At 66.5% G+C, this 25,946-nt stretch carries 24 protein-coding genes; 17 read left to right on the plus strand and 7 right to left on the minus strand.

Annotated elements, in window-relative coordinates; translation table 11 throughout:
• The first annotated feature begins 9 nt into the window (after nt 1-9).
• The 6 genes from xdhA to ACXAD2_RS22310 all read left to right on the plus strand — a co-directional run bounded on the left by xdhA (nt 10) and on the right by ACXAD2_RS22310 (nt 8,748).
• On the plus strand, nt 10-1,461 hold the full coding sequence (xdhA, locus tag ACXAD2_RS22285; RefSeq protein WP_475175152.1) for a xanthine dehydrogenase small subunit: 1,452 nt from the start codon (nt 10-12) through the stop codon (nt 1,459-1,461).
• A 12-nt stretch (nt 1,462-1,473) separates the two neighbouring features.
• A complete protein-coding gene (xdhB, locus tag ACXAD2_RS22290; RefSeq protein ID WP_475175154.1) occupies nt 1,474-3,798 on the plus strand; it encodes a xanthine dehydrogenase molybdopterin binding subunit in 2,325 nt (774 codons plus the stop codon).
• Nucleotides 3,795-4,622: a xanthine dehydrogenase accessory protein XdhC gene (xdhC, locus tag ACXAD2_RS22295; protein WP_475175156.1), complete on the plus strand. Its 828-nt coding sequence runs from the start codon at nt 3,795-3,797 to the stop codon at nt 4,620-4,622. The genes xdhB and xdhC overlap by 4 nt, the downstream gene beginning before the upstream one ends.
• A 67-nt stretch (nt 4,623-4,689) precedes the next feature.
• Nucleotides 4,690-6,273 (plus strand): xanthine/uracil/vitamin C permease, encoded by a 1,584-nt coding sequence (locus tag ACXAD2_RS22300; RefSeq protein ID WP_475175159.1) that lies wholly within the window; start codon nt 4,690-4,692, stop codon nt 6,271-6,273.
• 84 nt (nt 6,274-6,357) lie between these two features.
• A complete protein-coding gene (guaD, locus tag ACXAD2_RS22305) occupies nt 6,358-7,695 on the plus strand; it encodes a guanine deaminase (protein ID WP_475175161.1) in 1,338 nt (445 codons plus the stop codon).
• 177 nt (nt 7,696-7,872) lie between these two features.
• Complete coding sequence (locus tag ACXAD2_RS22310) at nt 7,873-8,748, plus strand: bifunctional allantoicase/(S)-ureidoglycine aminohydrolase (protein ID WP_475175163.1); 876 nt, start codon at nt 7,873-7,875, stop codon at nt 8,746-8,748.
• Here ACXAD2_RS22310 and bhcR read toward each other — a convergent pair.
• Entirely contained in the window at nt 8,729-9,571 is an 843-nt protein-coding gene (gene bhcR / locus ACXAD2_RS22315) for an HTH-type transcriptional regulator BhcR (RefSeq protein WP_066108211.1), read from the minus strand. The genes ACXAD2_RS22310 and bhcR overlap by 20 nt on opposite strands.
• A 168-nt stretch (nt 9,572-9,739) precedes the next feature.
• Between bhcR and bhcA the strand changes: the two genes are divergently transcribed.
• The 4 genes from bhcA to bhcD all read left to right on the plus strand — a co-directional run bounded on the left by bhcA (nt 9,740) and on the right by bhcD (nt 14,152).
• A complete protein-coding gene (gene bhcA / locus ACXAD2_RS22320) occupies nt 9,740-10,939 on the plus strand; it encodes an L-aspartate--glyoxylate aminotransferase BhcA (RefSeq protein ID WP_475175167.1) in 1,200 nt (399 codons plus the stop codon).
• The gene (bhcB, locus tag ACXAD2_RS22325; protein ID WP_475175169.1) at nt 10,939-11,910 is read left to right on the plus strand and encodes a beta-hydroxyaspartate dehydratase BhcB; all 972 of its coding nucleotides are present in this window, start codon (nt 10,939-10,941) and stop codon (nt 11,908-11,910) included. Before bhcA ends, bhcB begins: the two co-directional genes overlap by 1 nt.
• 3 nt (nt 11,911-11,913) lie before the next feature.
• Complete coding sequence (gene bhcC, locus ACXAD2_RS22330; RefSeq protein ID WP_475175172.1) at nt 11,914-13,077, plus strand: 3-hydroxy-D-aspartate aldolase BhcC; 1,164 nt, start codon at nt 11,914-11,916, stop codon at nt 13,075-13,077.
• Nucleotides 13,078-13,186: 109 nt separating this feature from the next.
• Nucleotides 13,187-14,152 (plus strand): iminosuccinate reductase BhcD, encoded by a 966-nt coding sequence (gene bhcD, locus ACXAD2_RS22335; RefSeq protein WP_475175174.1) that lies wholly within the window; start codon nt 13,187-13,189, stop codon nt 14,150-14,152.
• A 356-nt stretch (nt 14,153-14,508) separates the two neighbouring features.
• On the opposite strand, the gene ACXAD2_RS22340 is transcribed toward bhcD, so the two are convergent.
• The 4 genes from ACXAD2_RS22340 to ACXAD2_RS22355 form a co-directional block, all read right to left on the minus strand.
• Nucleotides 14,509-15,972: a uracil-xanthine permease family protein gene (locus tag ACXAD2_RS22340; protein WP_475175176.1), complete on the minus strand. Its 1,464-nt coding sequence runs from the start codon at nt 15,970-15,972 to the stop codon at nt 14,509-14,511.
• A 52-nt stretch (nt 15,973-16,024) separates the two neighbouring features.
• On the minus strand, nt 16,025-16,513 hold the full coding sequence (locus ACXAD2_RS22345; protein ID WP_475175179.1) for an ureidoglycolate lyase: 489 nt from the start codon (nt 16,511-16,513) through the stop codon (nt 16,025-16,027).
• Nucleotides 16,510-17,946, minus strand: a complete 1,437-nt coding sequence (gene puuE / locus ACXAD2_RS22350) for an allantoinase PuuE (RefSeq protein WP_475175181.1) — start codon at nt 17,944-17,946, stop codon at nt 16,510-16,512. Before puuE ends, ACXAD2_RS22345 begins: the two co-directional genes overlap by 4 nt.
• Before the next feature lie 124 nt (nt 17,947-18,070).
• Nucleotides 18,071-19,006, minus strand: a complete 936-nt coding sequence (locus tag ACXAD2_RS22355) for a LysR family transcriptional regulator (protein WP_475175183.1) — start codon at nt 19,004-19,006, stop codon at nt 18,071-18,073.
• Between the two features lie 99 nt (nt 19,007-19,105).
• Here ACXAD2_RS22355 and ACXAD2_RS22360 point away from each other — a divergent pair, with 99 nt between their 5' ends.
• The gene (locus tag ACXAD2_RS22360; RefSeq protein WP_475175185.1) at nt 19,106-20,338 is read left to right on the plus strand and encodes a urate hydroxylase PuuD; all 1,233 of its coding nucleotides are present in this window, start codon (nt 19,106-19,108) and stop codon (nt 20,336-20,338) included.
• A gap of 133 nt (nt 20,339-20,471) precedes the next feature.
• Nucleotides 20,472-21,218 carry a dienelactone hydrolase family protein gene (locus tag ACXAD2_RS22365; RefSeq protein ID WP_475175188.1) on the plus strand — a complete coding sequence of 249 codons (747 nt, stop codon included), beginning with the start codon at nt 20,472-20,474 and terminating at the stop codon, nt 21,216-21,218.
• A gap of 68 nt (nt 21,219-21,286) precedes the next feature.
• On the opposite strand, the gene ACXAD2_RS22370 is transcribed toward ACXAD2_RS22365, so the two are convergent.
• Nucleotides 21,287-21,754, minus strand: coding sequence for a GNAT family N-acetyltransferase (locus ACXAD2_RS22370; RefSeq protein ID WP_164179250.1), 468 nt, complete (start codon nt 21,752-21,754; stop codon nt 21,287-21,289).
• Between the two features lie 389 nt (nt 21,755-22,143).
• Here ACXAD2_RS22370 and ACXAD2_RS22375 point away from each other — a divergent pair, with 389 nt between their 5' ends.
• From ACXAD2_RS22375 to ACXAD2_RS22395, 5 genes are read left to right on the plus strand one after another with little or no spacing between them, the layout of a single operon-like run.
• A complete protein-coding gene (locus tag ACXAD2_RS22375) occupies nt 22,144-22,572 on the plus strand; it encodes a hypothetical protein (protein WP_475175190.1) in 429 nt (142 codons plus the stop codon).
• Nucleotides 22,569-23,222 (plus strand): MotA/TolQ/ExbB proton channel family protein, encoded by a 654-nt coding sequence (locus tag ACXAD2_RS22380; RefSeq protein WP_475175193.1) that lies wholly within the window; start codon nt 22,569-22,571, stop codon nt 23,220-23,222. Before ACXAD2_RS22375 ends, ACXAD2_RS22380 begins: the two co-directional genes overlap by 4 nt.
• Complete coding sequence (locus ACXAD2_RS22385; RefSeq protein WP_224907120.1) at nt 23,215-23,610, plus strand: biopolymer transporter ExbD; 396 nt, start codon at nt 23,215-23,217, stop codon at nt 23,608-23,610. The genes ACXAD2_RS22380 and ACXAD2_RS22385 overlap by 8 nt, the downstream gene beginning before the upstream one ends.
• Nucleotides 23,610-23,996 carry an ExbD/TolR family protein gene (locus tag ACXAD2_RS22390; RefSeq protein WP_475175197.1) on the plus strand — a complete coding sequence of 129 codons (387 nt, stop codon included), beginning with the start codon at nt 23,610-23,612 and terminating at the stop codon, nt 23,994-23,996. Before ACXAD2_RS22385 ends, ACXAD2_RS22390 begins: the two co-directional genes overlap by 1 nt.
• Nucleotides 23,993-25,096: a TonB family protein gene (locus ACXAD2_RS22395; protein ID WP_475175200.1), complete on the plus strand. Its 1,104-nt coding sequence runs from the start codon at nt 23,993-23,995 to the stop codon at nt 25,094-25,096. Before ACXAD2_RS22390 ends, ACXAD2_RS22395 begins: the two co-directional genes overlap by 4 nt.
• A gap of 24 nt (nt 25,097-25,120) precedes the next feature.
• Here ACXAD2_RS22395 and ACXAD2_RS22400 read toward each other — a convergent pair whose 3' ends face one another.
• Nucleotides 25,121-25,903, minus strand: a complete 783-nt coding sequence (locus ACXAD2_RS22400; RefSeq protein ID WP_475175203.1) for a helix-turn-helix transcriptional regulator — start codon at nt 25,901-25,903, stop codon at nt 25,121-25,123.
• Nucleotides 25,904-25,946: the final 43 nt, after the last annotated feature.

The raw sequence follows: 25,946 nt of genomic DNA on the forward strand, positions 1-25,946 counted from the left end.
GAGGGATGCATGACGCACCGGAGCGAGATCCGTTTTCTGCTCAACGGAAGGACCGTGAGCCTGCCTCAGGTTCCGGCGACGCAGACCCTGCTCGATTTCCTGCGGCTCGAACGTCGCCTCACCGGCACCAAGGAAGGCTGCGCCGAGGGTGACTGCGGGGCCTGCACCGTGCTCGTCGGGCGTCTGCATGAGGGCGCATTGCGGTATGAGGCGGTCAACGCCTGCATCCGCTTCGTCGCTTCGCTCGATGGCTGCCACGTGGTGACGGTCGAGCACCTCTCGGGCCCGGACGGCGCGCTGCACCCGGTGCAGCGGGCGATGGTCGAACATCACGGCGCGCAATGCGGCTTTTGCACGCCGGGCATCGTCATGTCGCTCTATGCGCTCTGGATGCAGACCCCGCAACCGAGCGAGGCGCAGGTAGAGACGGCACTGCAGGGCAACCTTTGCCGCTGCACCGGCTACGCGCCGATCATCCGCGCCGCCGTGGCGGTAAGCGAGTATGGAACGCCCGAGGCGGATCATCTGATGCAGGAGCGCGGGCGCGTGGCGGCGGAGCTGCTGGCCCTCAAGGATGGACGCCGGGTCGAGACCGGCCCCGACGGCGACCGCGCGATCCTGCCCGCCGATCTAGATGATTTCGCCGACGCCTATGCCGCGCATCCGCAGGCGACGGTGATTGCCGGATCGACCGATGTGGGCCTCTGGGTCACCAAGTTCCTGCGCCCGATCTCGCCCGCGATCTTCATCGCCCATCTCGATGCGTTGAAAGCGGTGGAGGTCACCGAAGGCGCGATCACCCTTGGCGCAGGCGTCAGCTATTCGGAAGTGCAGCCGCTGATCGCCGAGCATCTGCCGCATCTCCAGGAATACTGGGACCGTATCGCGGGCTGGCAGGTGCGCAACATGGGCACGGTCGGCGGCAATATCGCCAATGGCTCGCCCATCGGTGACACGCCCCCGGTGCTGATCGCGCTTGGGGCCGAGGTCACGCTGCGCCATGGCCAAACCCGCCGGACCCTGCCGCTCGAGGCGTTCTTTATCGACTACGGCAAGCAAGACCGCCGCCCCGGTGAGTTCGTGGAGAGCATCCGCGTGCCGCTGCCGTCGCCCGCCACGCGCTGCGCGGCGTATAAAATCTCCAAGCGCCGGGACGAAGACATCTCTGCCGTCGCCGCCGGGATCAGCGTCACCGTCGAGGGCGGTGTGATCCAGAGCGCCCGTATCGCGCTTGGCGGGATGGCGGCCACCCCGAAACGCGCCGGAAAGGCCGAGGCCGCGCTGCGGGGCCAGCCGTGGAGCGAGGCCAGCTTTGCCGCGGCTGCCCGCGCCATGGCCGAAGATTTCGCCCCGCTCAGCGACTGGCGGGCCAGCGCCGACTACCGGATGCGCGTCGCCCAGAACCTGCTGCGGCGGTTCTTTCTCGAACAGGATGGCCAGCCCGTCCGCCTGAGCGCCTGAGGGAGGAGAGACATGAAACATCAGCCCAACATCCGCGGCGCGGTCCACGAGGATCGCCAACACGACAGCGCAATCAAGCATGTGCGCGGCATCGCCGAATACACCGACGATATCGCCGAACCCATTGGCACGCTGCACGCCTATCTCGGGGTCTCTTCGGTGGCCCATGCCACGCTGAAGCGGCTCGACCTTTCCACCGTGCGTGCTGCCCCCGGCGTGGTCGACGTGCTCACCGCCGCCGACATCCCCGGCCACAATGACATCAGCCCCACCGGACGCGGCGATGAGCCGGTCTTCCCCACCGAGAAGATCGAGTTTCACGGCCAGCCGCTCTTTGCGGTGATCGCCGAGACCCGCGATGCCGCCCGCAGGGCCACCGCGCTCGCCAAGGTCGAGGCCGAGGTGCTGCCCCATGCGCTGGGTCCGATCGAAGCGCAGGAGGCGGGCTATCCGCATATCACCGACCCGCTGAAGCTTGAACGTGGCGAGGTTGAGACCGCGATGGCCACGGCACCGCACCGTCTGCAAGGGCGGCTCGCGGTGGGCGGACAGGACCATATGTACCTCGAAGGGCAGATCGCCTTTGCCCTGCCGGGCGAGGATGAAGACGTCATCGTGCATTGCTCGACCCAGCACCCGAGCGAGGCGCAGCACATGGTGGCGCATGTCTTGGGCGTGCCCTCGAACGCCGTGGTGGTGAACGTGCGGCGCATGGGCGGCGGCTTTGGCGGCAAGGAAAGCCAGATGAACCTTTTCGCCGTGGTCGCGGCGATGGCCGCCAAGCGGCTGAACCGCCCGGTGAAGATCCGCCCCGACCGCGATCAGGACATGACCGCCACCGGCAAGCGGCATGATTTCGTCATCGATTACGACGTGGCGTTCGACGGCGCGGGCCGCATCCGCGCGGTGGACGGCAGTTTTGCCGCGCGCTGCGGCTGGTCGTCGGATCTGTCGGGTCCGGTCACCGACCGCGCGCTCTTTCACGCCGACAACGCCTATTTCTACCCGCACGTCCGGCTGCAGAGCCGCCCGATGAAAACCAACACCGTCTCGAACACCGCCTTCCGCGGCTTCGGCGGGCCGCAGGGCGTGGTCGCCGCCGAGCGGATGATCGAAGAGATCGCCTATGCGCTTGGCAAGGATTCGCTGGAGGTGCGCAAGGCGAACTTCTACGGCGACGCGCATGATGGCCGGAACCTGACGCCCTACCATCAGGAAGTGGCCGACAACATCATCGGCCGCGTGGTCTCGGAACTGGAAGAGAGCTGCGACTACCAGCAGCGCCGCCGTGACATCCTCGCGTTCAACGCGCAGGGCGGCGTGCTGCGCAAGGGCATCGCGCTGACCCCGGTGAAGTTTGGCATCTCCTTCACCGCGACCCACTACAATCAGGCCGGCGCGCTGATCCACGTCTATTCGGACGGCTCGATCCACCTCAACCACGGCGGCACCGAGATGGGTCAGGGGCTCAACACCAAAGTGGCGCAAGTGGTGGCCGACGCCTTCCAAGTGGATTTCGAGCGCATCAAGATCACCCGCACCACCACCGAGAAAGTGCCCAACACCTCGGCCACCGCCGCCTCGTCAGGCTCGGACCTCAACGGCATGGCGGCGCTTGATGCCGCCGACCAGATCAAGGCACGGCTGGTCGACTTTGTCGCCGGACACTGGGGCGTGCGCCCCGAAGAGGTGCGCTTTGTGCCGGGCCATCTGCAGGTCGGCGCGCAACTGCTGCCGTGGAACGAGGTGATCAAGGCTGCCTATATGGCGCGCGTGCATCTTTCGGCGGCGGGGTTCTACAAGACGCCCGACATCCATTGGGACCGCGCGGCAGGCAAGGGGCGGCCCTTCTACTACTTCGCCTATGGCGCGTCCTGCTCGGAGGTCACCATCGACACGCTGACCGGCGAGTACCGCGTCGAGCGCACCGACATCCTGCACGACGTCGGACGCTCGCTGAACCCGGTGCTCGACCGCGGGCAGGTCGAGGGGGCCTTTGTTCAAGGTATGGGCTGGCTGACCACCGAAGAACTGTGGTGGGACGACCAGGGCGCGCTGCGCACCCATGCGCCTTCGACCTACAAGATCCCGCTCGCCTCGGACCGGCCGCGCGTCTTCAACGTGAACCTCGCCGAATGGTCGCAGAACCGCGAGCGCACCATCAAGCGCAGCAAGGCCGTGGGCGAGCCGCCCTTCATGCTGGGCATCTCGGTCCTTGAGGCGCTGTCGATGGCCGTCGCCAGCGTCGCGGACTACCGCGAATGCCCGCGCCTCGACGCGCCCGCGACGCCCGAACGCGTGCTGCTGGCGGTCGAACGGCTGGCGGGGCAGTCATGAGCACGCTCGACGCCTTGCTGAGCGCACCCGGCCCGCTCGCGCGGGTGCGGCTGAGCCGGGTGCGCGGCTCTTCGCCGCGTGAGGCAGGATGCGAGATGTATGTCGGCGAGGCCTCCCGCCATGGCACCATCGGCGGCGGCCAGCTCGAACACCGGGCCATCGCCGCGGCGCGGGCACTGCTGGCACGCGGCGATCTGGCCGAGACGCTGGATGTGCCGCTTGGTCCCGAGATCGGGCAATGCTGCGGTGGGCGGGTCGAGGTCGCGCTGAGCCGCATGAGCGCAAAGGACCGGCGCGCGGCGCGGGCGCGGGCGGCAGAGGAGGCCGCCGCGCTGCCCATGGTGCAAATCCACGGCGCGGGTCATGTGGGGCGGGCGCTGGCGGATTTGCTGCAGCACCTGCCGGTGCGCTGCGTTCTGATCGACAGCCGCGCCGAGGAACTGGCGCTGAGCGCCGCGCGGGTCGAGACCCGTCTCACCCCCCTGCCCGAGCTTGAGATCGCCATGGCCCCGCCGGGCAGCGCCTTCGTCGTGCTGACCCATGACCATGCGCTCGACTTTCTCTGTGCCTCGGCGGCGCTGCAGCGGGATGATGCGCGCTACGTCGGGCTGATCGGGTCGGCCACAAAACGCGAGAAGTTCCGCCGCTTCGCGCGGGATCAGTGCGACGGGCTGGAGACCCACGCGCTCACCTGCCCGATCGGCGCACAGGGCAGCCGCGACAAACGCCCCGAGGTGATCGCCGCCTTTGTCGTGGCCGAGGTGCTGACCGCCCTCACCCGCCAGCAAGGCGCGGCGCAGCCCGTGGCCTTCGCCGCCGAGTAACCCCCGCGCCCGCCCGAAGAGGAGCGGGCGGCGCGGGACAATCGCAAGCAACCCGAGGAGATCCCACATGCGGGAAGGGAGTTACACCTACAAGCTGTTCTCACGCAGCGATTTCAGCGCCTTCTGGGCGCTGTTCACCGACAATCTGATCAACCTGATGGTGCTGGCGGGTGTTTGCCAGTTCGTCTTTGGCATGCCGTCCGAGATCGTCTATGGCCGCATCCTGCCCGGCGCGGCGGTGGCGATCCTGTCGGGCGTCGCGGCCTATGTGGTGCTGGCCAAACGCGCCGCCGCGCGCCACGGGCGCGACGTCACCGCCCTGCCCTACGGCATCTCGACGCCGGTGATGTTCGTCTATCTCTTCGGGGTCATCGGCCCGATCTACTGGGCCACCAACGATCCCACGCTGGCATGGCAGGTGGGCATAGGCGCGGGCTTCATCGGCGGCATCGTCGCCGCCCTCGGGGCCATCGTCGGACCGTGGCTGAAGCGGGTCACACCGCGCGCCGGGATGCTTGGCACGCTCTGCGGCATCGCGCTGGTGTTCATCGGCACCGTGCCGCTGGCGACGATCTTCGAGCAGCCCTACATCGGTTTTGCCTCACTGATCATCATCCTCTGGGGGCTTGTCGGGCGCTTCCGCCTGCCGTTCAACATCCCCGCGGGCCTGCTGGCGCTGATCGTCGGCACCGCCGTCGCCTTCAGCATCGGCGAGGCGCGGATCAGCCTCGAGGGCACCGGCTTCTACCCGCCGCTGCCCTATGTGGGGGATCTGATCGCGGGCATTCAGCACCTCTTTGCCAACCCCGAGCTCTTCCTCGTGCTGGTGCCAGTGCAGATCTACAATTTCATCGAGACGATGAACAACGTCGAGAGCGCCGAAAGCGCCGGGGATCACTACCCGGTCGGCGTCTGCCAGATCACCGACGGGCTTGGCACGATGATCGGCGCGGTCTTCGGCTCGCCCTTCCCCACCACCGCCTATATCGGCCACCCGGCCTATAAGCGCATGGGCGCGCATGCGGGCTATATCATCGGTGTCGGCACGGTGATCCCGCTCGCCGCCTTCCTTGGCCTGCTGGCCTTTCTCAACAACCTGATCCCCGAGGCGGCCGCCGCGCCGGTGCTGGTCTTCGTGGCGCTGAGCCTGATCACCAACACCGCCCATTGCGTGAAGCCCGCGCATATGGCTGCCGTCACCATCGCGATGATGCCGCATGTGTCCTCCTTCCTGATGATCAAATGGGGGGCGCTGATGGGCGCGCTGCAGGCGACCGGCGTCGAAGGAATGCCGCAGCTTGGTGACGAGGCGCTGACCGCCGCGCTGCTGCAACAGGGCGCGCATTTCGCCGGGCATCTCTCGCTGAGCCAAGGCGCGATCCTGACCGGGCTTATCTGGGGCGCCATCGTCGCCAGCGTGATCGACGGGCGGTTCCGCAACGCCGGGGGCTTCGCGCTCGCGGCCGCGCTGATGTCGCTGGTGGGGATCATCCACGGTGCCAGCCTGCATTGGCCCGCGCTCGGCCCGGTCTCGGCCGGTTACCTGATCGCCGCCGCCTTCCTCTATATCTACCCGCTGTTCCACCGCGAGGGTGCTGCGCACAACGAACATCTGGTGGTCGAAGAACCGCCCGCCGCGCCCGCTGAATAACCGCGGCACACTCTCTGGCGGCGCGGGCCCTATCCCGGCCCGCGCCGCTCTTTCCCTCCCCGCCCGTTCCCGAAAGGTATCCCCATGAAGACCGACCAAGTGCTCCTGCGCGGACGCATCCTCAGTTTCACTGCCGAACCGCAGGGCCCCGAGGACCATGCCGCCTATCGCTATATCGAGGACGGGGCGATCCTGATCGCGGGCGGGATCATTCGCGGCACCGGCAGCTATGATCAACTGGCCCGGCAGGCGCCGAGCGTGCCGGTGGTGGACCACCGCCCGCATCTGCTGATGCCCGGTTTCATCGACACCCACATCCATTTCCCGCAGGTTCAGGTCATCGCCTCTTGGGGCGCGCAACTGCTCGACTGGCTGAACAGCTACACCTTCCCTGAAGAGACCCGTTTCGCCGATCCCGCCCATGCCGAAGCCATGGCCGACTGGTTCATGACCCAGCTATGCGCCCATGGCACCACCAGCGCCGTTGCCTATGCGTCGGTGCATGAAACCTCTGCCGAGGCGTTCTTCAGCGCCGCCGCGCGCCGCGACATGCGGATGATCACCGGCAAGGTGATGATGGACCGCAACGCGCCCGAGGCGCTGCGCGACACGCCGCAGTCGGGCTATGACGCCACCAAGCGGCTGATCGCCCGCTGGCATGGCAAGGGCCGCGCCAGCTATGCCATCACGCCGCGCTTCGCCATCACCTCCAGCCCTGAGCAGATGGAGATGGCGGGCGCGGTCACCGCCGAGCATCCCGAATGCTATGTGCAGACCCACCTGTCGGAAAACCGCGACGAGATCGCCTATACGCTGAGCCTTTATCCCGACGCGCTCGACTACCTAGGCGTTTACGAGCGCTATGGCCTGCTTGGCCCCAAGGCGCTGCTGGGCCATTCGATCCACCTCGAGCCGCGCGAAATTGACCTGCTGGCCGAGACTGGCGCCAAGCCGGTGTTCTGCCCGACCTCGAACCTTTTCCTTGGCAGCGGGCTTTTTGACGATGCCGGGCTGCGCGGGCGCGGGATCACCAATGCCATCGCGACGGACGTCGGCGCGGGCACCAGCTACTCGATGCTGCAGACGCTGAACGAGGCCTACAAGGTGTTGCAGTTGCAGGGCCAGAAGCTGCATCCGCTGCGTGCCTTCCATTGGATCACCCGCGGCAATGCCGTGGCGCTGGGGCTGGAGGACAAGATCGGCACGCTGGAGCCGGGGACCGAGGCGGATATCGTGGTGCTCGACAGCGCGGCGACCGAGCCGATGGCGCTGCGGATGCAGCGGTCCGAGACGCTGAGCGAGGAACTCTTCGTGCTGCAAATGCTGGGCGATGATCGTGCGGTGGCCGAGACCTATGTGGCGGGCACCCCGCAGAAGATCGGCGCGCGCGCGGCGCAGCACCCAGCGTTGCAACCCGCCTGACGCGCGAGGCTGGCCCGCCGCTGGTGGGCCGGCAGAGCGGCTTTTCCTTCCTGCATTGCCGAAAAACCGGGCACGATTTTCTTGTTTTCCAAGAAAGACCTTTCGTCTCGCGCCCTGTCGCCCCCGGCGCAGCCGCCGCCCATACTCGGGGCAATGCCTCTCCGACCGGAACCAGAAATGACCACCAATTACTACGCCCCCACCGGCGGCCACCCGCCGCAGAGCCAACTGCTGACCGACCGCGCGGTGTTCACCGATGCCTACGCGGTGATCCCCAAGGGCACGATGCGCGACATCGTCACCAGCTTTCTGCCGTTCTGGGAAGAAACCCGCCTCTGGGTTCTGTCCCGCCCGCTCAGCGGCTTTGCCGAGACCTTCTCGCAGTACATCATGGAAGTGCAGCCGGGCGGCGGCTCGGACCATCCCGAAACCGACGCGGGCGCCGAGGGCGCGCTCTTCGTCGTGGAGGGCGAAGCCACGCTCACCGTCGAGGGCGAAAGCCACGTGCTGCGCGAAGGCGGCTATGCCTTCCTGCCGCCCGCCACGCTCTGGACCCTGCGCAACAAGGGTGATGACACCCTGCGCTTCCACTGGATCCGCAAGGCCTATGAGGCCGTGCCCGGCCTGCCCCACCCCGAGGTGATCATCGCCAACGAGCAGGACATCGCGCCCACGCCGATGCCCGGCACCGACGGCAAATGGGCGACCACCCGTTTCGTCGACCCCAGCGACCTGCGTCATGACATGCATGTCACCGTGGTGACCTTCGAGCCCGGCGCGGTCATCCCCTTTGCCGAGACCCATGTGATGGAGCACGGGCTCTACGTACTGGAGGGCAAGGCGGTCTACCGGCTCAATCAAGACTGGGTCGAGGTCGAGGCCGGGGATTACATGTGGCTGCGCGCTTTCTGCCCGCAGGCCTGCTACGCGGGCGGGCCGGGCCGGTTCCGCTACCTGCTCTACAAGGACGTGAACCGACATATGGCGCTGCGCCCTTCTGGCGCCGCCCAGCCCATGCCTGCGGCAAAGAAGGTCAGCGCTCCGGCGGAGTGACCCCACCAATCGCCGACGTCAATTCCCGAGCCGCGCGCATCACCGCGCGGCTCGTTTCATCCGTCATGTCCTCGCGCATGCGGATCGTCGGGCCGGAGACGGAAATCCCAGCCGCCGCCTCGCCCGAGGCATCGAAGACCGCCGCCGCGATGCATCGCATCCCGAGGTTCTTTTCTTCGGCGTCAATGGAATAGCCCCGCGCCCGGATCGCCGCGAGATCGGCGCGCAGCGCCTCGGGCTCGGCCAGCGTATGCGCGGTGAACCGCTCCATCTTACGCGCCAGCAGCTTCTCCAAACGCTCCCCAGCCATCTCGGCCAGCAGCGCCTTGCCGATGCCCGAGGCATGCAGCGGCGACAGCGTGCCCGGCGGAAAGAAGGCGCGGATGCTCTCGTGGGTTTCGACCTGACTGACAAACAGCACCGAGGCCTCGCGCACGATGCCGAGGTTGGCGGTTTCCCCAGTCTCCTCCATCAGCGCGCGCAAGATCGGGCGCGCCCGCTCCACAAGGCTGGTGCGGCGCAGGAAGCGCGCGCCGATGACAAAGGCCTGCGGGCCGATGTGCCAAAGCTGCTCGGCAGGGTCGAACTCGACCAGCCGCCGCCCCTCGAGCGTGACGAGGATGCGGTAAACCGTGGCCGGAGACTGCCGCAGGTCGCCCGCCAGTTCCGAGAGGGTCAGGCCGGGATGGGCGCTCAGGTAGTCCAGCACCTCCATCGCCCGGTCGAGCGATTTGATGGTGTTCTGCGCGCTGTTGTCCTCCCAACCACGCGGCCTGCCACGGGCGCGGCGGGGGCTGGTTTCGGCATCTTTCGGAGAATCCATCAAATCTCTTTCATTCTACTTGAAAGCCGAATTCACCATATGAAAAAATCAACCATCTGACAACGTTCGATATTCTCGATCAGTACGGTTTTGAAAAACGATTTCAAAAAAGTTTCCTCGCGCGGACAGCCCGTCTACGGTGGCTTTCAGCGACCAGAGGAGGTGGCCATGAGCTTTCAGAACCCCGTTTTCATTCCGGGCCCGACCAACATCCCAGAGAGCCTGCGCAAGGCCTGCGACATGCCGACGATCGACCATCGCTCGCCGCTGTTTGGGCAGATCCTGCACCCCGCGCGCGAGGGCGTGCGCCGTGTGCTGAAGAGCGCCAGCGCCGAGGTGTTCATCTTTCCCTCGACCGGCACCGGCGGCTGGGAGACGGCGCTGACAAACACGCTCTCGCCGGGCGATACCGTGCTGGCGGCGCGCAATGGCATGTTCAGCCACCGCTGGATCGACATGTGCCAGCGCCACGGGCTGAGCGTCGAAGTGGTGGAGACCCCGTGGGGCGAGGGCCTGCCCGCAGACCGCTACGCCGAGATCCTCGCCGCCGACAAAAGCCGCCGCATCAAGGCCGTGCTCGCCACTCATAACGAGACCGCCACCGGCGTGCGCTCGGACATCGCCGCGGTGCGCCGCGCGCTCGACGATGCGGATCATCCGGCGCTGCTGTTTGTCGATGGCGTCAGCTCGATCGCCTCGATGGATTTCCGGTTTGACGATTGGGGCGTCGATGTCGCCGTCACCGGCTCGCAGAAGGGCTTCATGCTGCCTCCGGGCCTTGCCATCACCGGCTTCAGCGAGAAGGCCATGGCGGTGACGCAAACCGCAAAACTGCCGCGCACGTTCTTCGACGTGCATGACATGGCCAAGGGCTATGCTAATGATGCCTACCCCTACACGCCCGCCGTCGGCCTGCTGAACGGGCTCAACGAGGCCTGCCGCATGCTGCTGGACGAGGGTCTGGAAAATGTCTTTGCCCGTCACCACCGCATCGCCGAGGGCGTGCGCGCTGCCGTCGGCGCATGGGGGCTGGAGCTTTGCGCAGCCTCGCCCGTTCTCTATTCGGACACGGTCAGCGCGATCCGCACGCCGGAAGGGTTCAACGCCACCGATATCGTCAGCCACGCCGCGCAGACCTATGGCGTCGCCTTCGGCACGGGGCTTGGCGAGGTTGCCGGGAAAGTGTTCCGCATCGGGCATCTGGGCAGCCTGACCGACGTCATGGCGCTGTCGGGTCTTGCCACGGCCGAGATGTGCATGAAGGATTTGGGGCTGAAGATCACTCTGGGCTCGGGTGTCGCGGCGGCGCAGGAGGTTTACCGCGCCAGCACCGCCACCGCCCGCAACGCCCGTCAGGAGGCCGCGTGATGAAGGATATCGCGCTGAACATCCCCACCTATGACGACATGCTGGCGGCGCATGATCGGATCGCGCCGCACATCCATCGCACCCCGGTGCTGACCTCGTCGTTCCTGAACGAGCTCACCGGCGCGCAGCTGTTCTTCAAGTGCGAGAACTTCCAGAAGGCCGGGGCCTTCAAGGTGCGCGGCGCGTCCAATGCGGTCTTTGGCCTCACCGATGCCGAGGCAGCACGGGGCGTCTGCACCCACAGCTCGGGCAACCACGCCCTGTCGCTGAGCTACGCCGCCGGGCGGCGCGGTATCCCGTGCAATGTGGTCATGCCGCGCAGCGCGCCGCAGGCCAAGAAGGACGCAGTGCGCGGCTACGGCGGGATCATCACCGAATGCGAGCCGTCCACCTCGTCGCGCGAGGCGGTGTTCGCCGAGGTGCAGGCGGCCACGGGCGGCGATTTCATCCACCCCTATAACGATGCGCGCGTCATCGCGGGGCAAGGCACCTGCTCGCGCGAGTTCATGGAACAGACCGATGGTCTCGACATGGTGCTCGCCCCGATCGGCGGCGGCGGGATGATCTCGGGCACCTGCCTGACGCTCTCCACGCTGGCCCCCGAGGTGCAGGTCATCGCAGCCGAGCCCGAGCAGGCCGATGACGCCTACCGCAGCTTCAAGGCCGGGCACATCATCGCCGATGACGCCCCCGAAACGGTGGCTGACGGGCTGAAGGTGCCGCTCAAGGATCTGACGTGGCATTTCGTCTCGAACCACGTGAGCGACATTCTCACCGCGTCTGAAGACGAGATCATCGACGCGATGAAGCTGATCTGGAAGCGCATGAAAATCGTGATGGAGCCCAGCAGCGCCGTGCCGCTTGCCACTATCCTCAAGAACCGCGACCGTTTCGCTGGCAAGCGCGTCGGTCTCATCATCACCGGCGGCAATGTCGATCTCGACCGCCTGCCGTGGACAAAAGGAGCCTGAGCCATGAACGCACCCGTGACTTTCGACCAACTCGAGGTGGGCTATGACGTGCCGGCGCTGCCCGGCATGGACGAGGCAGACATCCAGACGCCCTGCCTCGTGCTCGATCTGGACGCGCTCGAGCGCAATATCCGCAAGATGGGCGACTACGCCCGCGCCCACAACATGCGCCACCGCGTGCACGGCAAGATGCACAAATCGGTCGACGTGGCGAAGCTGCAGATGCGGCTTGGCGGCGCGGTCGGCGTGTGCTGCCAGAAGGTGTCGGAGGCCGAGGTCTTCGTGCGCGGCGGCATCAAGGACGTGCTGGTCTCGAACCAAGTGCGCGACGCGCGCAAGATCGACCGGCTGGCGCGGCTGCCGAAGTTGGGCGCAAAGATCATCGTCTGCGTCGATGACCTCGCCAATGTTGCCGAGCTGTCGGACGCCGCGCAGCGCCACGGCACCACGCTCGAATGCTTTGTCGAGATCGACTGCGGCGCGGGCCGCTGCGGCGTGACCACTGCCGAGGCGGTGGTGGAGATCGCGCAGGCCATCGGTGCCGCCGAAGGGCTCAAGTTCACCGGCATTCAGGCGTACCAAGGCGCGATGCAGCACCTCGACAGCTATGAGGCGCGGCGCGAGAAACTGGCCATCGCCATCGCGCAGGTCGAAGAGGCCGTGGCGGCGCTGGAGGCAGCGGGGCTGAAGCCCGAACTGGTCTCGGGCGGCGGCACCGGCAGCTACTATTTCGAGAGCAACTCGGGCGTCTACAACGAGCTGCAGTGCGGGTCTTACGCCTTCATGGATGCGGACTATGGCCGCATCCGCGACAAGGACGGAAACCGCATCGACAACGGCGAGTGGGAAAACGCCTTCTTCATCCTCACGCAGGTGATGAGCCACGCCAAGCCCGAGATCGCGGTCTGTGACGCGGGCCTCAAGGCGCAGTCGGTGGACAGCGGCCTGCCGGTGATCTTTGGCCGGACCGACGTGGAGTACACCAAATGCTCGGACGAGCATGGCGTGATCGCCGACCCGAGCGGCGTGCTGAAGGTGGGCGACAAGCTGAAGCTCGTGCCGGGCCACTGCGACCCCACCGCCAATGTGCACGATTGGTACGTCGGCGTGCGCGGCGGCAAGGTCGAGACGCTCTGGCCGGTCTCGGCCCGCGGCAAAGCCTACTGATCAAGCATCACATTATTTTGCCCCGTGCCCGGACCGACCTCCGGGCACGCCTCGCCCGCGCGCTCTCTTGTCCCGGCGCGCGGGCGCTTTTCTTTGAAAGGAGAGCTTCATGCTCATCGTTCCCGAACGCGAGATCGCCAGCCTGATGACCCGCGACGCCGCCTTTGCCGCGGTCGAGAAAGTGTTTGCCGCAATGGCCACCGGCGACGCCTACAACTTCCCCGTCGTGCGCGAGGCCATCGGTCATGAAGACGCGCTCTACGGCTTCAAGGGCGGCTTTGATCGCTCGGGCCTGACGCTGGGGCTGAAGGCCGGAGGCTACTGGCCCAACAACCTCGCGACGCGTGGCATCATCAACCACCAGTCCACGGTGTTTCTTTTCGACCCGGACACCGGCAAGGCCAAGGCGATGGTCGGCGGCAATCTTTTGACCGCGCTGCGCACCGCCGCGGCCTCTTCGGTGTCGATCCGGCACCTTGCGCGCGAAGACGCACGGGTGATCGGCATGGTCGGCGCGGGCCATCAGGCGACCTTCCAACTGCGCGCCGCGCTTGAGCAGCGTGAGTTCGACAAGGTCATCGGCTGGAACCTGCACCCCGAGATGCTGCCCAACCTCGAGAAGGTGGCCGCCGAGGCGGGCGTGCCCTTCGAGGCGGTGGATCTGCCGGGCATGCGTGAGGCCGATGTGATCATCTCGATCACCTCGTCGTTCGACGCGATCCTCATGGCCGAGCATGTCTCGCCCGGCTGCCACATCGCCTGCATGGGCACCGACACCAAGGGCAAGCAGGAGGTCTCTCCGGCGCTGCTGGCCAAGGCCACGGTGTTCACCGACGAGGTGGCGCAGTCGGTCTCAATCGGCGAGGCGCAGCACGCGGTGGCGCAGGGGCTGATCGACGAGAGCGCCATCACCCAGCTTGGCGCGGTGATCAATGGCGCGCATCCGGGGCGCGCTTCGGCCGAAGAGATCACCCTCTTTGACGGCACCGGCGTGGGCCTGCAGGATCTCGCGGTCGCCGCGGCGGTGGTCGATCTGGCGGTCGAGAAGGGCATCGCGATTGAGGTCGATTTCTGACGACAGCGTTCAGATGGAGACGCCAAGGGCGGGGGCTTTGCCTCCGCCCTTTCTTCTTGACCTCTTGGTGCGATGAGAGACGGGCGAGCGCCTGCCCGTGGGGTGGCGCTCTGACTTGGGAAGTCGCCGCTTTATCCCCATCACATCCGGATGACCTCAATCCCCGCAAGAGGATGAAGAGCGCCAGCCCGCCGGGACGGGCAAGCGCTCGCCCGGCGGCCTTCGGCCTTGGTTCCGGGCCACTTGCGCGCAGACCATTCGCCGGAACTGCCGAACCAGACACCCACGCAACCTCCAAAAACAAACGGCGCGCCCCCGAAGGGACGCGCCGCAGCTTCCACCTAAGGTCGATCGGGTCAGACCCTCTCGCCGCGCGGCTCCTCTCCGCGATGGCCGGCGAGGCCGCCCGAGACCTCTTCGGTGGATTCCTCGGCCAGTTCCTCCGGCAGCACGAGGTTGAGCACGATGGCGATCAGCGCGGCGGGCAGGATCCCCGAAGCCCCCAGAATGCGCAGCGTGTCGGGCAGGTGCTGCAGCGCATTGGGCGCGCCCGGCGCGACGTTCAGCACCTCCAGTTGCAGCCCCAGACCGATCGACAGCGCCACGGCGAAGATCACCATGTTGCGCCGCGTCCAGTCGACGTCGGACAGCATCGAGATGCCCGAGGCCACGACCATGCCGAACATCACGATCACGCCGCCGCCCAGCACCTCGATCGGCACGGTGCGGATCACCCCACCGACCTTCGGCACCAGCCCGCAGACGATCAGGAAGATCGCGCCGATGGTCACCACATGGCGGCTCATCACGCCGGTCATGGCGATCAGCCCGACGTTCTGGCTGAACGAGGTGTTGGGAAAGCCGCCAAAGATGCCCGCGATGGCCGAACCGATGCCGTCGGCATAGGTGGCGCCAGAGATCTCGCGGTCGGTCGCCTCGCGGCCCGCGCCGCCCTTGGTGATGCCCGAGACGTCACCGACGGTTTCAACCGCCGAGACGAAAGCCATCAGGCAAAAGCCGATCACCGAGGCGATGGAGAACTCGAGGCCATAGCGGAACGGTTCCGGCAGCGCGAAGGCGGCGGCGTTCTGCCACGAGCCGCTGATGGCCTCGAGGGTCAGCATGCCGGTGAAGAGCGCATAGACATAGCCCACCAGGATGCCGATCAGCACCGCCGAGATGCTCAGCATGCCACGGGCAAAGAACTTCAGCCCCAGCGTCACCGCCAGCACCACCAGCGCCGCCGACCAAGAGGCCCACGAGCCGTAGCTTGCGGCGCCGCTCGCCTTGGCGGGCACACCGCCCGCGGCATATTCGATGCCTACCTTGACCAGCGCGAGGCCGATCATCGTCACCACAAGGCCGGTCACCAGCGGCGGCAGGGCAAAGCGGATGCGCCCGATCACAGTGCCAAGCAGCGCGTGGAACACGCCGCCCACGAGGATGCCGCCAAACATGGCGGCGAGCCCGTCCACACCCTTGCCCGCAACCAGCGGGATCATGATCGGGATGAAGGCAAAGGATGTGCCCTGCACGATGGGCAGTGCCGCGCCCACGGGGCCGAGGGTGATCGTCTGCAGCAGCGTCGCCACCCCGGCGAACAGCATCGACATCTGGATGAGATAGAGCAGTTCGGGGAAGTCCGGGCTGTTCGAGCCAAAGCCGAAGCCAGCGGCACCGGCGACGATGATCGCAGGCGTCACGTTTGAGACGAACATTGCCAGCACATGCTGAATCCCGAGCGGGATCGCCTTGTGCAGCGCGGGGGTGAAATCCGGATCGCGCAATTGCTCCGGTGTTCCGAGACTGTGGTCGGTCATGTCTTAGTCAGCTCCCTGGTGGGGCGCGGGGCCGGTCTTGCTGCCGACATCCTCACGCGGTGGCGTGAATGAGGTAGGGTTCGTCGAACCAGTGCTCCTCGAGGTTGGGCCCCTCGCCGATCCGGTCGATCACGGCGAAAAGTCCCGGCGCGTGCAGCGGGGTCAGCACCCCGTGCCACGTGCCGCGGTGGAAATTGATGCCCTGACCGGGGCGGGTCAGGAAGGCGCGGGGCGCGCCGGGGCGGCCGCCTGCGTCCGGCGCGACCACCACGAGGAAAGGATCAAAGCTCATCGGCACGAAGGCCTGACTGCCCTGCGGATGCCGCTCGACCATCTCGAGCCGCAGCGGCAGCTGGCGCGGCTCGGCCTTGAACAGGCTGATCCCGGCGCGGCCGTCGGTGATGTCGAGCGTGGCGCGGTCGTGGAACCGCCCGCAAAGCCCCTGATTGATGATCTTGTCGGGCGTGCCATCCGCCTCCAGCACCTCGCCAAACGGGGCGAAGGCTGCGGCGGTCAGCGGCGCGGCGTCGATCCGGCTCATGCGCCGAGCTTGTCGATCAGCCGCAGTTCGGCGATCCGTTCGACCTGACGGCAGGCCTCGGCGAACTCGGTGGCGCGGTCGTTCTCGATACGGCGGCGGAAGGCCTGCATGATCGACGCTTTGTCGTTGTCGCGCACCGCGATGATGAAGGGAAAGCCGAATTTCGCGGTGTAAGTCTCGTTGAGTTCGGTGAAAGCGGCGCGCTCGTCGTCGGTGAGCGCGTCGAGCCCGGCGCCCGCCTGTTCAGAGGTCGACTCCGCCGTCAGGCGCTTGGCCTGCGCCAGTTTTCCCGCAAGGTCGGGGTGCGCGGTCAGCACCGCCAGTCGCTTCTCGTCAGGGGCGTCGCGGAACACCCGCGCCAGCACCGAATGCACGCCCAGCGCGCTGTCATGCGTCGGGCCAAGCTGCAGCGCATGGGCGCCCTCGGCGATCCACGGGCTGTGCTCGAAGACACCGCCGAACGCCTCGGTGAAGCTGGCCCGGTCCATCTCGGAGGGACGCGGGCCCGCCTTCGCAGGATGCTGCGCCGCCCAATGATCGGCGATCTGCTCGCGCGTGGCGAACCAGACCCCGTCGTGCGAGGCCATATACGCCAGCACCCGCTTCAGCGCCGCGACGCGGCCCGGGCGACCGACCAGACGGCAGTGCAGCCCGATCGACAGCATCTTCGGCGCGCCCTCCTGCCCTTCCTCATAGAGCGTGTCGAAACTGTCGCGCAGGTAGCTTTCGAACTGGTCGCCAGAGTTGAACCCCTGCGGCGAGGCAAATCTCATGTCATTGGCATCGAGCGTGTAGGGCACGATCAGCTGATCCTTGCCCGCGACCCGGCTCCAATAGGGCAGATCATCGGCGTAGCTGTCGGCGATATAGGCGAAATCGCCCTCTTCGGCGGCGAGCCGGACCGTGTTCATAGAGCAGCGCCCGGTGTACCAGCCGCGTGGCGGCGCGCCGGTCACCAGCGTGTGCAGGCGGATCGCCTCACGGATCTGCGCGCGCTCTTCTTCCTCGGGCATATCCTTGTGCTCGACCCATTTGAGCCCATGCGAGGCGATCTCCCAGCCGGCGCGCTTCATCGCGGCAACCTGCTCGGGCGCGCGGGCAAGCGCGGTGGCGACGCCATAGACGGTGACGGGGATATCCTTCAGCAGCCGGTGCAGCCGCCAGAACCCGGCGCGGGCGCCGTATTCATAGATCGACTCCATGTTCCAATGGCGCTGGCCGGGCCATTGCGCGGCTCCGACGATCTCTGAAAGGAACGCCTCAGACGCCGCATCACCGTGCAGGACGTTGTTCTCGCCGCCCTCCTCGTAGTTGACCACGATCTGCACCGCGATCTTGGCGCCGTTCGGCCAGCGGGCATCGGGCGGCGTCTCTCCATAGCCGGTCAGGTCGCGGGGATAGCGGGTCGCGGGCAGCGGGCTCAACAGCGTCATGGGGGACGGGCTCCTTCGGTGTTGCCTCCGGGTCATCCCACACGTGTAATCCGGAAAATACCGGATGATTTTCAAATTCCGTTTGAAGCTGCCTCAACCGCCTTGCCGGCGCGCGGGCACACTCCTAGCGCCCGCTTTCCGCCGCGCGCTGCTCGGCCTGACGGATCGCTGCCCCGATGCGGTCGGTCACATAGTCCATGAAGAGCCGCGTCTTTGGGTCCTGCCCGCGGCGGTGCGTGAACAGACAGGCCATCTGGATCGGCTCCGGCGGGGTGGCCTCGGCCACCGGCACCAGCCGCCCGCTGCGCAGATACTCGGCCACCTCGAAGACCGGCTTCAGCGCGATCCCCTCGCCCGCCAGAGCCCAATCGGTCAGCACGTCGCCGTCATCGGACTCATAGCGCCCCGAGACGGCAAAACGCTTCGTGCCCTCGGGCGTGCGCAGCGGCCATTGAAACTCCGTCGCGCCGGGGAAGCGCAGGTTGAGGCATTCGTGCTTTTCCGCGATCAGCGCCTCACCCGAGGTCGGGTTGCCACGCCGCGCGACGTAGCTGGGCGCGGCGCAGAGCACGCGCGCGACGTCGGCGATCTTGCGCATCCGCAGGGTGCTGTCTTCGGGCTGGCCAAGGAAGAACGCCAGATCGAGCCCTTCGGTGGTGAGATCAACCTTACGGTCCGACAGGCGCAGGCGGATCTGCACCTCGGGATATTCGCGCAGGAACCCCGGCACCTGCGCAGCGATCAGCCGCCGCCCCACCCCCAGCGGCGCCGCGACGAAGAGCGAACCCTTGGGATTTTCGGTCAGCTGCGCCACCTGCGCCTCGGCGCTCTCGAGTGCCTCCAGCACCTCGCGCGCGCCGGTATAGAAGGCGCGGCCCTGCTCTGTGGCGGTGAGATTGCGGGTGGTGCGCTGGAACAGCCGCACGTTCAGATGATCCTCGAGCTGCGAGATTCGCGCCGAGGTGACCGCCGGCGAGATGCGCAGGTCGCGACCCGCGGCGGACATGCTGCCCAACTCATAGACACGCACGAAGGTCCGGATATTGTCGAGGTAGGACATTTTTCGGAATTTCTTGAAACTGCTTGGTAGAACCCGGAGATAGCAGAATAATCGACGCCGAACTAGGGTGCGGCATAACCATAAGAGGGAGACACCGGGATGTATGATCTCGCCATCATCTGGGACTGGCTGGGCTTTGCCGTGCGCTGGCTGCACGTGATCACCGCGATCGCGTGGATTGGCTCGTCGTTCTATTTCATCGCGCTCGACCTCGGTCTGCGCAAGGTGCCGCATCTGCCCGTCGGCGCCCATGGCGAGGAATGGCAGGTCCATGGCGGCGGTTTCTACCACATCCAGAAGTACCTCGTGGCCCCCGAGCAGATGCCCGACCACCTGACGTGGTTCAAATGGGAAAGCTATGCCACATGGCTTTCGGGCGCGGGCCTTCTGATGATCGTCTACTGGGCGGGCGGCGAGCTTTTCCTGATCGACCCCACCAAAGCGGACATCTCGCTGTTCCAGGGCATCGTGATCTCGGCGCTGTCGCTGACCATCGGCTGGCTGATCTACGACCGGCTGTGCAAATCGAAGCTGGGCGAGACGCCGACGCTGCTGATGGTGCTGCTTTTCGTGATGTTGGTGGTGATGTCATGGGGCTACAACCATGTGTTCACCGGCCGCGCCGCGCTGCTGCACCTTGGGGCGTTCACCGCCACCATCATGACCGCCAATGTGTTCTTCATCATTATGCCGAACCAGCGCATCGTGGTGGATGACCTCAAGAACGGCCGCACCCCCGATCCCAAATACGGCAAGATCGCCAAGCTGCGCTCGACCCATAACAACTATCTGACGCTGCCCGTCGTATTTTTGATGCTGTCGAACCACTACCCGCTGGCCTTCGCCACCGACAATGCGTGGATCATCGCCAGCCTTGTCTTCCTGATGGGCGTGACGATCCGCCATTTCTTCAACTCGATGCACGCCCGCAAGGGGGCGCCCTATTGGACATGGGTCGCCACCGCGCTGCTCTTCATCGCCATCGCGTGGCTGTCCACGGCCCCGATGATGGACACTTACGAGGAGGCCGCAGCGCGGCCCCTCACCCCCTATGAAGAGAAATTCGCCGGGGCAGATGGCTTTGAGGATGCCTATTACGCGGTCGTCGGAAATTGCTCGATGTGCCACGCACGCGAGCCTTCCTGGGACGGTCTGAACCATCCGCCCAAGGGCGTCGTGCTGGAGACGGAGTCGGATGTCGCCCGCCACGCCAAGCTGGTGTTCTTGCAGGCCGGTGCCAGCCATGCGATGCCGCCGCCCAACGCGATCCAGATGGATCCCGAGGCGCGCCGCGAGATCGTCAACTGGTATCACGCCGCGACCAAAGGCTGAGCCCCGGCGGCAGCGCGCACCCCAAGCCACCCTGTGCTGGGGGCGTTGCCGCCCACCCGCGCAGAGCTACTTCTCTTTCATTCGTCACCGACATCGCCCTCAAAGAAGGGCCGGTCGCACAAGGGGAGTATTCATGCGCACGTCTGTCACTTCGATGATCGTTGCGACCGCGACTGTGGTCAGCACAGCGGCTTTTGCCGAAGACATTTCCTACACCGTCAATGACGAAGCCTTCACCGGCTATTGGGCCGAGGCGGCATCGCCCAAAGGCCTCGTCCTGATCATGCACGATTGGGACGGGATGACCGATTACGAACGCGAGCGGGCCAACATGCTGGCCGAGATGGGCTATAACGCCTTCGCTCTGGACATGTTTGGTGACAAGACACCCACCGAGACGGTCGATCACCGCCGCGCGGCGACGGGTGCGCTCTATGAAGACCGCGAGCGGATGCGCAGCTTGATCAAGGCGGGCGTGGATGAAGCCCTGTCGCGCTCGGACGTCGCGCAGATGGTGGTCATGGGGTATTGCTTCGGCGGTGCCGTGGCGCTCGAAATGGCACGCAGCGACATGGCGGACACCGCAAGCGGCTATGCCACCTTTCACGGCGGGCTGACGACACCCGAAGGCCAGACATGGCAGGGTGATGAGCCGCCGGTCCTCGTGATGCATGGCGGCGCGGACAGCTCCATCAAGATGGAGGACGTCGCCACGCTCGCGGGCGAGCTTGAAGGCGCTGGCACGACCTACACGATCGAGGTGTTCTCGGGGGCGCCGCACGCCTTCACGGTGTTCGGCTCCGACAACTACCAAGAGCGCGCCGATGTCGCGAGCTGGGAATCCTTCAACCGCTTTCTGTCGGCGCAATTGCCGGGCTGACAGGCGTATCATGAGCTTCGGAGCCTTCCCCCGGAAGTCTCCGGCCGGAGATTACGCCTGTGCCCCGCTCACGCAGCCAGTCGTTCCTCCAGATCCAGCCACATGGTCGCCATGCCCTGACGCCGCGAGAGCTCCTCGTAGCCAGCCGAAAGATAGGCGTTATGCGCGGGGCCATTGTCGACCTCGACCTTCAGCGTGAGGGTCAAAGCACCAAGATCCCGCGCCGCCTGCTCCACGAGATCCGTGAGCTCTGCACCCGCACCGCCACGCGCCTCTTCGGCCACATAGGCGTATGTGAGATGCCGCACCTCGGGACCAACACCCACGCGCAGGGCGAAGAACCCAACGTCCCGACCCGCGTCATCGCGAAGGTAAAACGAAGCGTCGTCACGCTCGCCAAGCCACTTGCGATGCCACTCCATCTCATCGAAGGGCACTTTGGCGTTGGGATTGAGCAAGGGTATCTCGGCGTCCGGCAGCATTGCCGCCAAGGGAGCCAGATCGCGGTCACGGTTGTGGCGCAGGGTGAGGGCCATGGGTCCTTCCTTCGGCTGGGCCCGGCGCCCGCGCGCCGGGGGCAAAATGAAAGCCGCGTGCCTGCCACAGCCGCCCCGCTCGGGTCAACCCGGGGATCCGCAGGCTCGACCGACAGTTTTCATCCGCGAATGAAGGGCTTTCTTTTTAGATTTCGAAGCTCAGCCTCCTCAACTTGGCCGAAATCGCCGGAATGTTGAGAAACTGGTGGCTGTTTCACCAGCAGCGGTAAGACGCAAGTCGCGCAAATTTCGTATTATTTTAGTCGGGTATTGAGCATTCCTTGGGATCGTGACACACAGAGGGCAATTCGGAGTTAAACTTCCCCGCATTGCCAGCCTCGGGCATCCTTTGCCGGGCCAGCCATCCAAGGAAAAGTCAGGAGACCCCAGTGTTGCGTACTCTCCGCATGAGCCTGCCGCTTCTCGCGTTGCTGCCCCTCCCCCTCGCGGCCCAAGAAACCGCACCGGCAGTCGGCCTCACGATCGAACTGAACGCCACCAAAGGCGTCGAACAGGGCTGCCAGCTGAGCTTTCTTATCCGCAATGGCCATGAGACCGACATCGACAGCGCCATCTACGAGACGGTGCTGCTCGACACCAGCGGCCAGGTCGACCGGCTGACGCTGTTTGATTTCGGCGAATTGCCTGCGGGACGCCCGCGTGTCCGGCAGTTCGTGGTTCCCGGCACGGGGTGTGACGGGCTGGGCCAAATTCTCATCAATGGCGCGAGCCGCTGCGAAGCGGCTGGCGGCGAGTCGGACCTCTGCACCAAGGGACTCGACCTGAAGTCGCGCAGCGACGTGGAGGTGATCGGATGATCGACATGGTTGTTGATGGCGTGCGTCGCATCGCCGAACTGGGCGGGCCGGTTGTTCTGCTGCTGGTCGCCGTCTCGCTGCTGACGCTGGCGGTGGTGTTCTACAAGCTCTGGCAGTTCGCAGCCTCAGGCGTCGGGCGTCACGCGGCGCTGCGCGACGCGGTGAGAGCGTGGGATCGCGGCGATCGCGCCGGGGCCCGTGAGGCGCTGAACCGCTCGCGCTCTTACCTGCGCCCGGTGATCGACATGGCGATGTCGGGCCAGAGCGATGCCGCCCGGCTCGAGGCCGAGGCCGAGACCCGTTTCGCGCGTCTCGAGAAGGGCTTCCGCCTGCTCGATTCCGTGGCGCAGCTGGCGCCGCTGCTGGGTCTCTTTGGCACGGTGCTGGGGATGATTTCGGCGTTTCAGGCGCTGCAGGATGCGGGCAGTCAGGTCGATCCGTCGATCCTCGCGGGCGGCATCTGGGTGGCGCTGATGACCACCGCCGTCGGGCTCGTGGTCGCCATGCCCACTTCGGTGGTGCTGAGCTGGTTCGAGGCGCGGATGGAATCCGAACGCGTGCTGGCCGAACGCGCGGTGCACACCATCCTCTCTCCCACCGGCAGCCAAGAGATGCAGGCACAGGCGCAAGGGGCGCCGCGCCATGCGTAAGATGCGCCGGCGGCGGAAGCTGTCGATGACCTCGCTCATCGACGTGATCTTCCTGCTGCTGCTGTTCTTCATGCTGACCTCGACCTTCACGCGCTTTGCCGAGGTGGAACTAGCCGCCGCCGGGTCGGGCGCCGCGGTCTCTGGCGAGACAAAGCCGCTGTTCCTGCAACTCGGGGCCGAGGATCTGCGCCTCAACGGCACCGTGCTGACCTTGGAAGATCTCCCGGCCAAGCTCGACGAGACCCGCGGCGACACCGCCGAGGGGGCCGAGCCCAAGCCGCTGATCGTGGCGCTGCGCGGCGAGGTCAATTCGCAACGGCTGACGGATCTGCTGGTCGTCCTGCGCGGCGTCAGCGGCTACCGCGCCATGGTTCTCGGAGCGTCCTGATGCGCCGCAGAAAACAGAAATCCGAACGCGAGCCGACGATCGCGCTGATCAACATCGTGTTCCTGATGCTGGTGTTCTTCCTTGTGGCCGGCACCGTTGCCCGGCCGCTCGATCCCGATCTGAAGCTGGTCCACACCGCCGATCTGCAGGGCGCCTCGCCCGCCGACGCTTTGGTGCTGCATGCCGATGGCACGATGAGCGTGCAGGGCACGCCGATCGAAGACAGCGCCGCCGCGCTTGAGATGCTCGGCGATGGGGCCAAGACGCTGGCCCGCATCGTGCCGGACCGCGATCTGCCCGCCGCCGATCTGATCCGCGTCGGGCGCGAATTGCGCGCCGCCGGGGCCGAGAAAGTGGTGATCGTCACCGAAAGGGGGCTGGAATGATCGCGTCCTCGCGCAAGGTGAAAATCGCCGCAGCGGTGCTCGCGCTTTCGGCGCATGGCGCCGCGGTGCTGGCGGTGATGCCGCCCAATGAGACCGCCGAGATGGAAGGCATGTCGGGCGGCACCGATCTCGCGCTCGGCACAGCTTTTGCCGACATGGCCGTGGGCACGCTCAGCAGCGATCCCACCGAAGAGACCGCCGAGCCGATCACCCCCGAAGAGGTGACGCCAGAGCAGGTCGAGCCGGTGCCGCAGGCGCAGCCCGAGACCGTCACCGCGCAACGCCCGGTCGAGCCGACCCCTTCGGACACCCCCGAGCCTGCGGAAGACGTGACCGCCGCCCTGCCCGTGGTGCCGCCGCTCGAGGCGGAGCCGGTGGTGCCCGTCGCCCCCACCGAGCAGGTAGAGCCCGAAGAGCTGCCAGATACGCTGGAAGCCTTGCCGCCCGAGACCGTCACCCCGGCGGAGCCCGAGGTCGCCGAGGCCACGCCGACCGAGCCGGAAACGCTGGAGCCCGAGCCGCAGGAGCCGGAGACGGTGGAGGCCACAGAGCCAGAGCCGGAGTCCGAAACCACACCAGAAACCGAGGTCACCGAGGCCGCGCCGCAAAGCTCCATGCGGCCAAAACCGCGCAGCCCGGACCTTGCCGAGCGCCAGCGCACCCCCGCACCGCAGCCCAAGCCTCAGCCGAAGCGCGAGCCGGATCCCGAACCGCGGCGGCAGGCGCAGCAGCCGCAGGGCAATGCTGATCGCAATGCCACAGCCGGGGCGGCCACGGGCCGCGCGGGCGGCACCTCCGCCACGTCCGGCAGCGGTGGCCAGTCGCGCGAAGCGGGCAATGCCGCCGTCAGCAACTATCCGGGACAGGTGATGCGCAAGCTCTCGCGTGTGCCGCGACCACGGATCAACGCCCGCGGCTCGGCGGTGGTGGCCTTCCGCGTGTCCGGTGGCGGCGGGCTGGCCGGTCTTTCGGTGGCGCGCAGCTCGGGCTCCTCTGCCCTCGACCAAGCCGCGCTGCGCGTGGTGCGCAGCGCCGCACCCTTCCCCGCGCCGCCTGCGGGAGCGCAGACCAGCTTTACCGTCCAGATCAAGGGACGCTGAAGACCCCCGCGGCGCGAGGCGGCTTTACAGCTGCACCGCGCCGCGGGCCATCGCCAGAGACGCGGCCTGTTCGACCGTCGCGGTGCCCAGCTTCAGACAGACATTCCGGATCTGCCGCAGCACGTGCTCCTGCGTCACATGCAGCCGCTCGGCAACTTCAACCGGGCTCAGGCCAACGCCCGAAAAGCACAGCATGTCGCGCTCCTCCTGCGTGAGCAGCGGCCAGCCCGACCCGAAGGACAGATCGTCGGCGTCCGCCCTGCCCGGAGGCTGCAGCGCCAGCGACAGCATCGTCGAAATCGCCGTGAAGGCCCGCTGCGTTCCCGGCCCGAAAAGCGAGGTGGGGTCTTTTCCGCAGTAGAGGACCACAACCTGATCGGTCGCGCCAAAGGGCATCATCCGCCCCACGAAGTAGCGATAGCCATTGAGCAGCGCAGCGGCCTGCAGGTGTCTCCGCGCCTGTTCCTCGCGCGTTGGCCGGGCCTTCGATGTGTCGAGAAACTCGGGCATCTTGCCCGCGATCGCCGCACATCGCAGCGGATCAACGCGATAAAGCTCGCACTCGCGGTATTCTTCGAACCACTCGTCCGAGGCAGAGCTGCGCATCCAGACCAAGTCACGGCTGTCCTTCATCAAGGCACCTGCGCCCACCGCTTTGGCACCGATCCGCCGCGAAATGGCGACCACCGTCTCCCAGATTTCCTGATCATTGCCGGCCGCTGCCAGCTTGTCCGCGGTGTCGATCAATAGGTTTGCGTAGCGGCTCGATCCGATCACGTCGAAGTCATCCCATGCGTATCCCGACACCGACCAATCACGATGGCTGACGCTACGCCAGCACGAACGGCAA

The organism is Salipiger sp. ABN3_019, assembly GCF_056158605.1.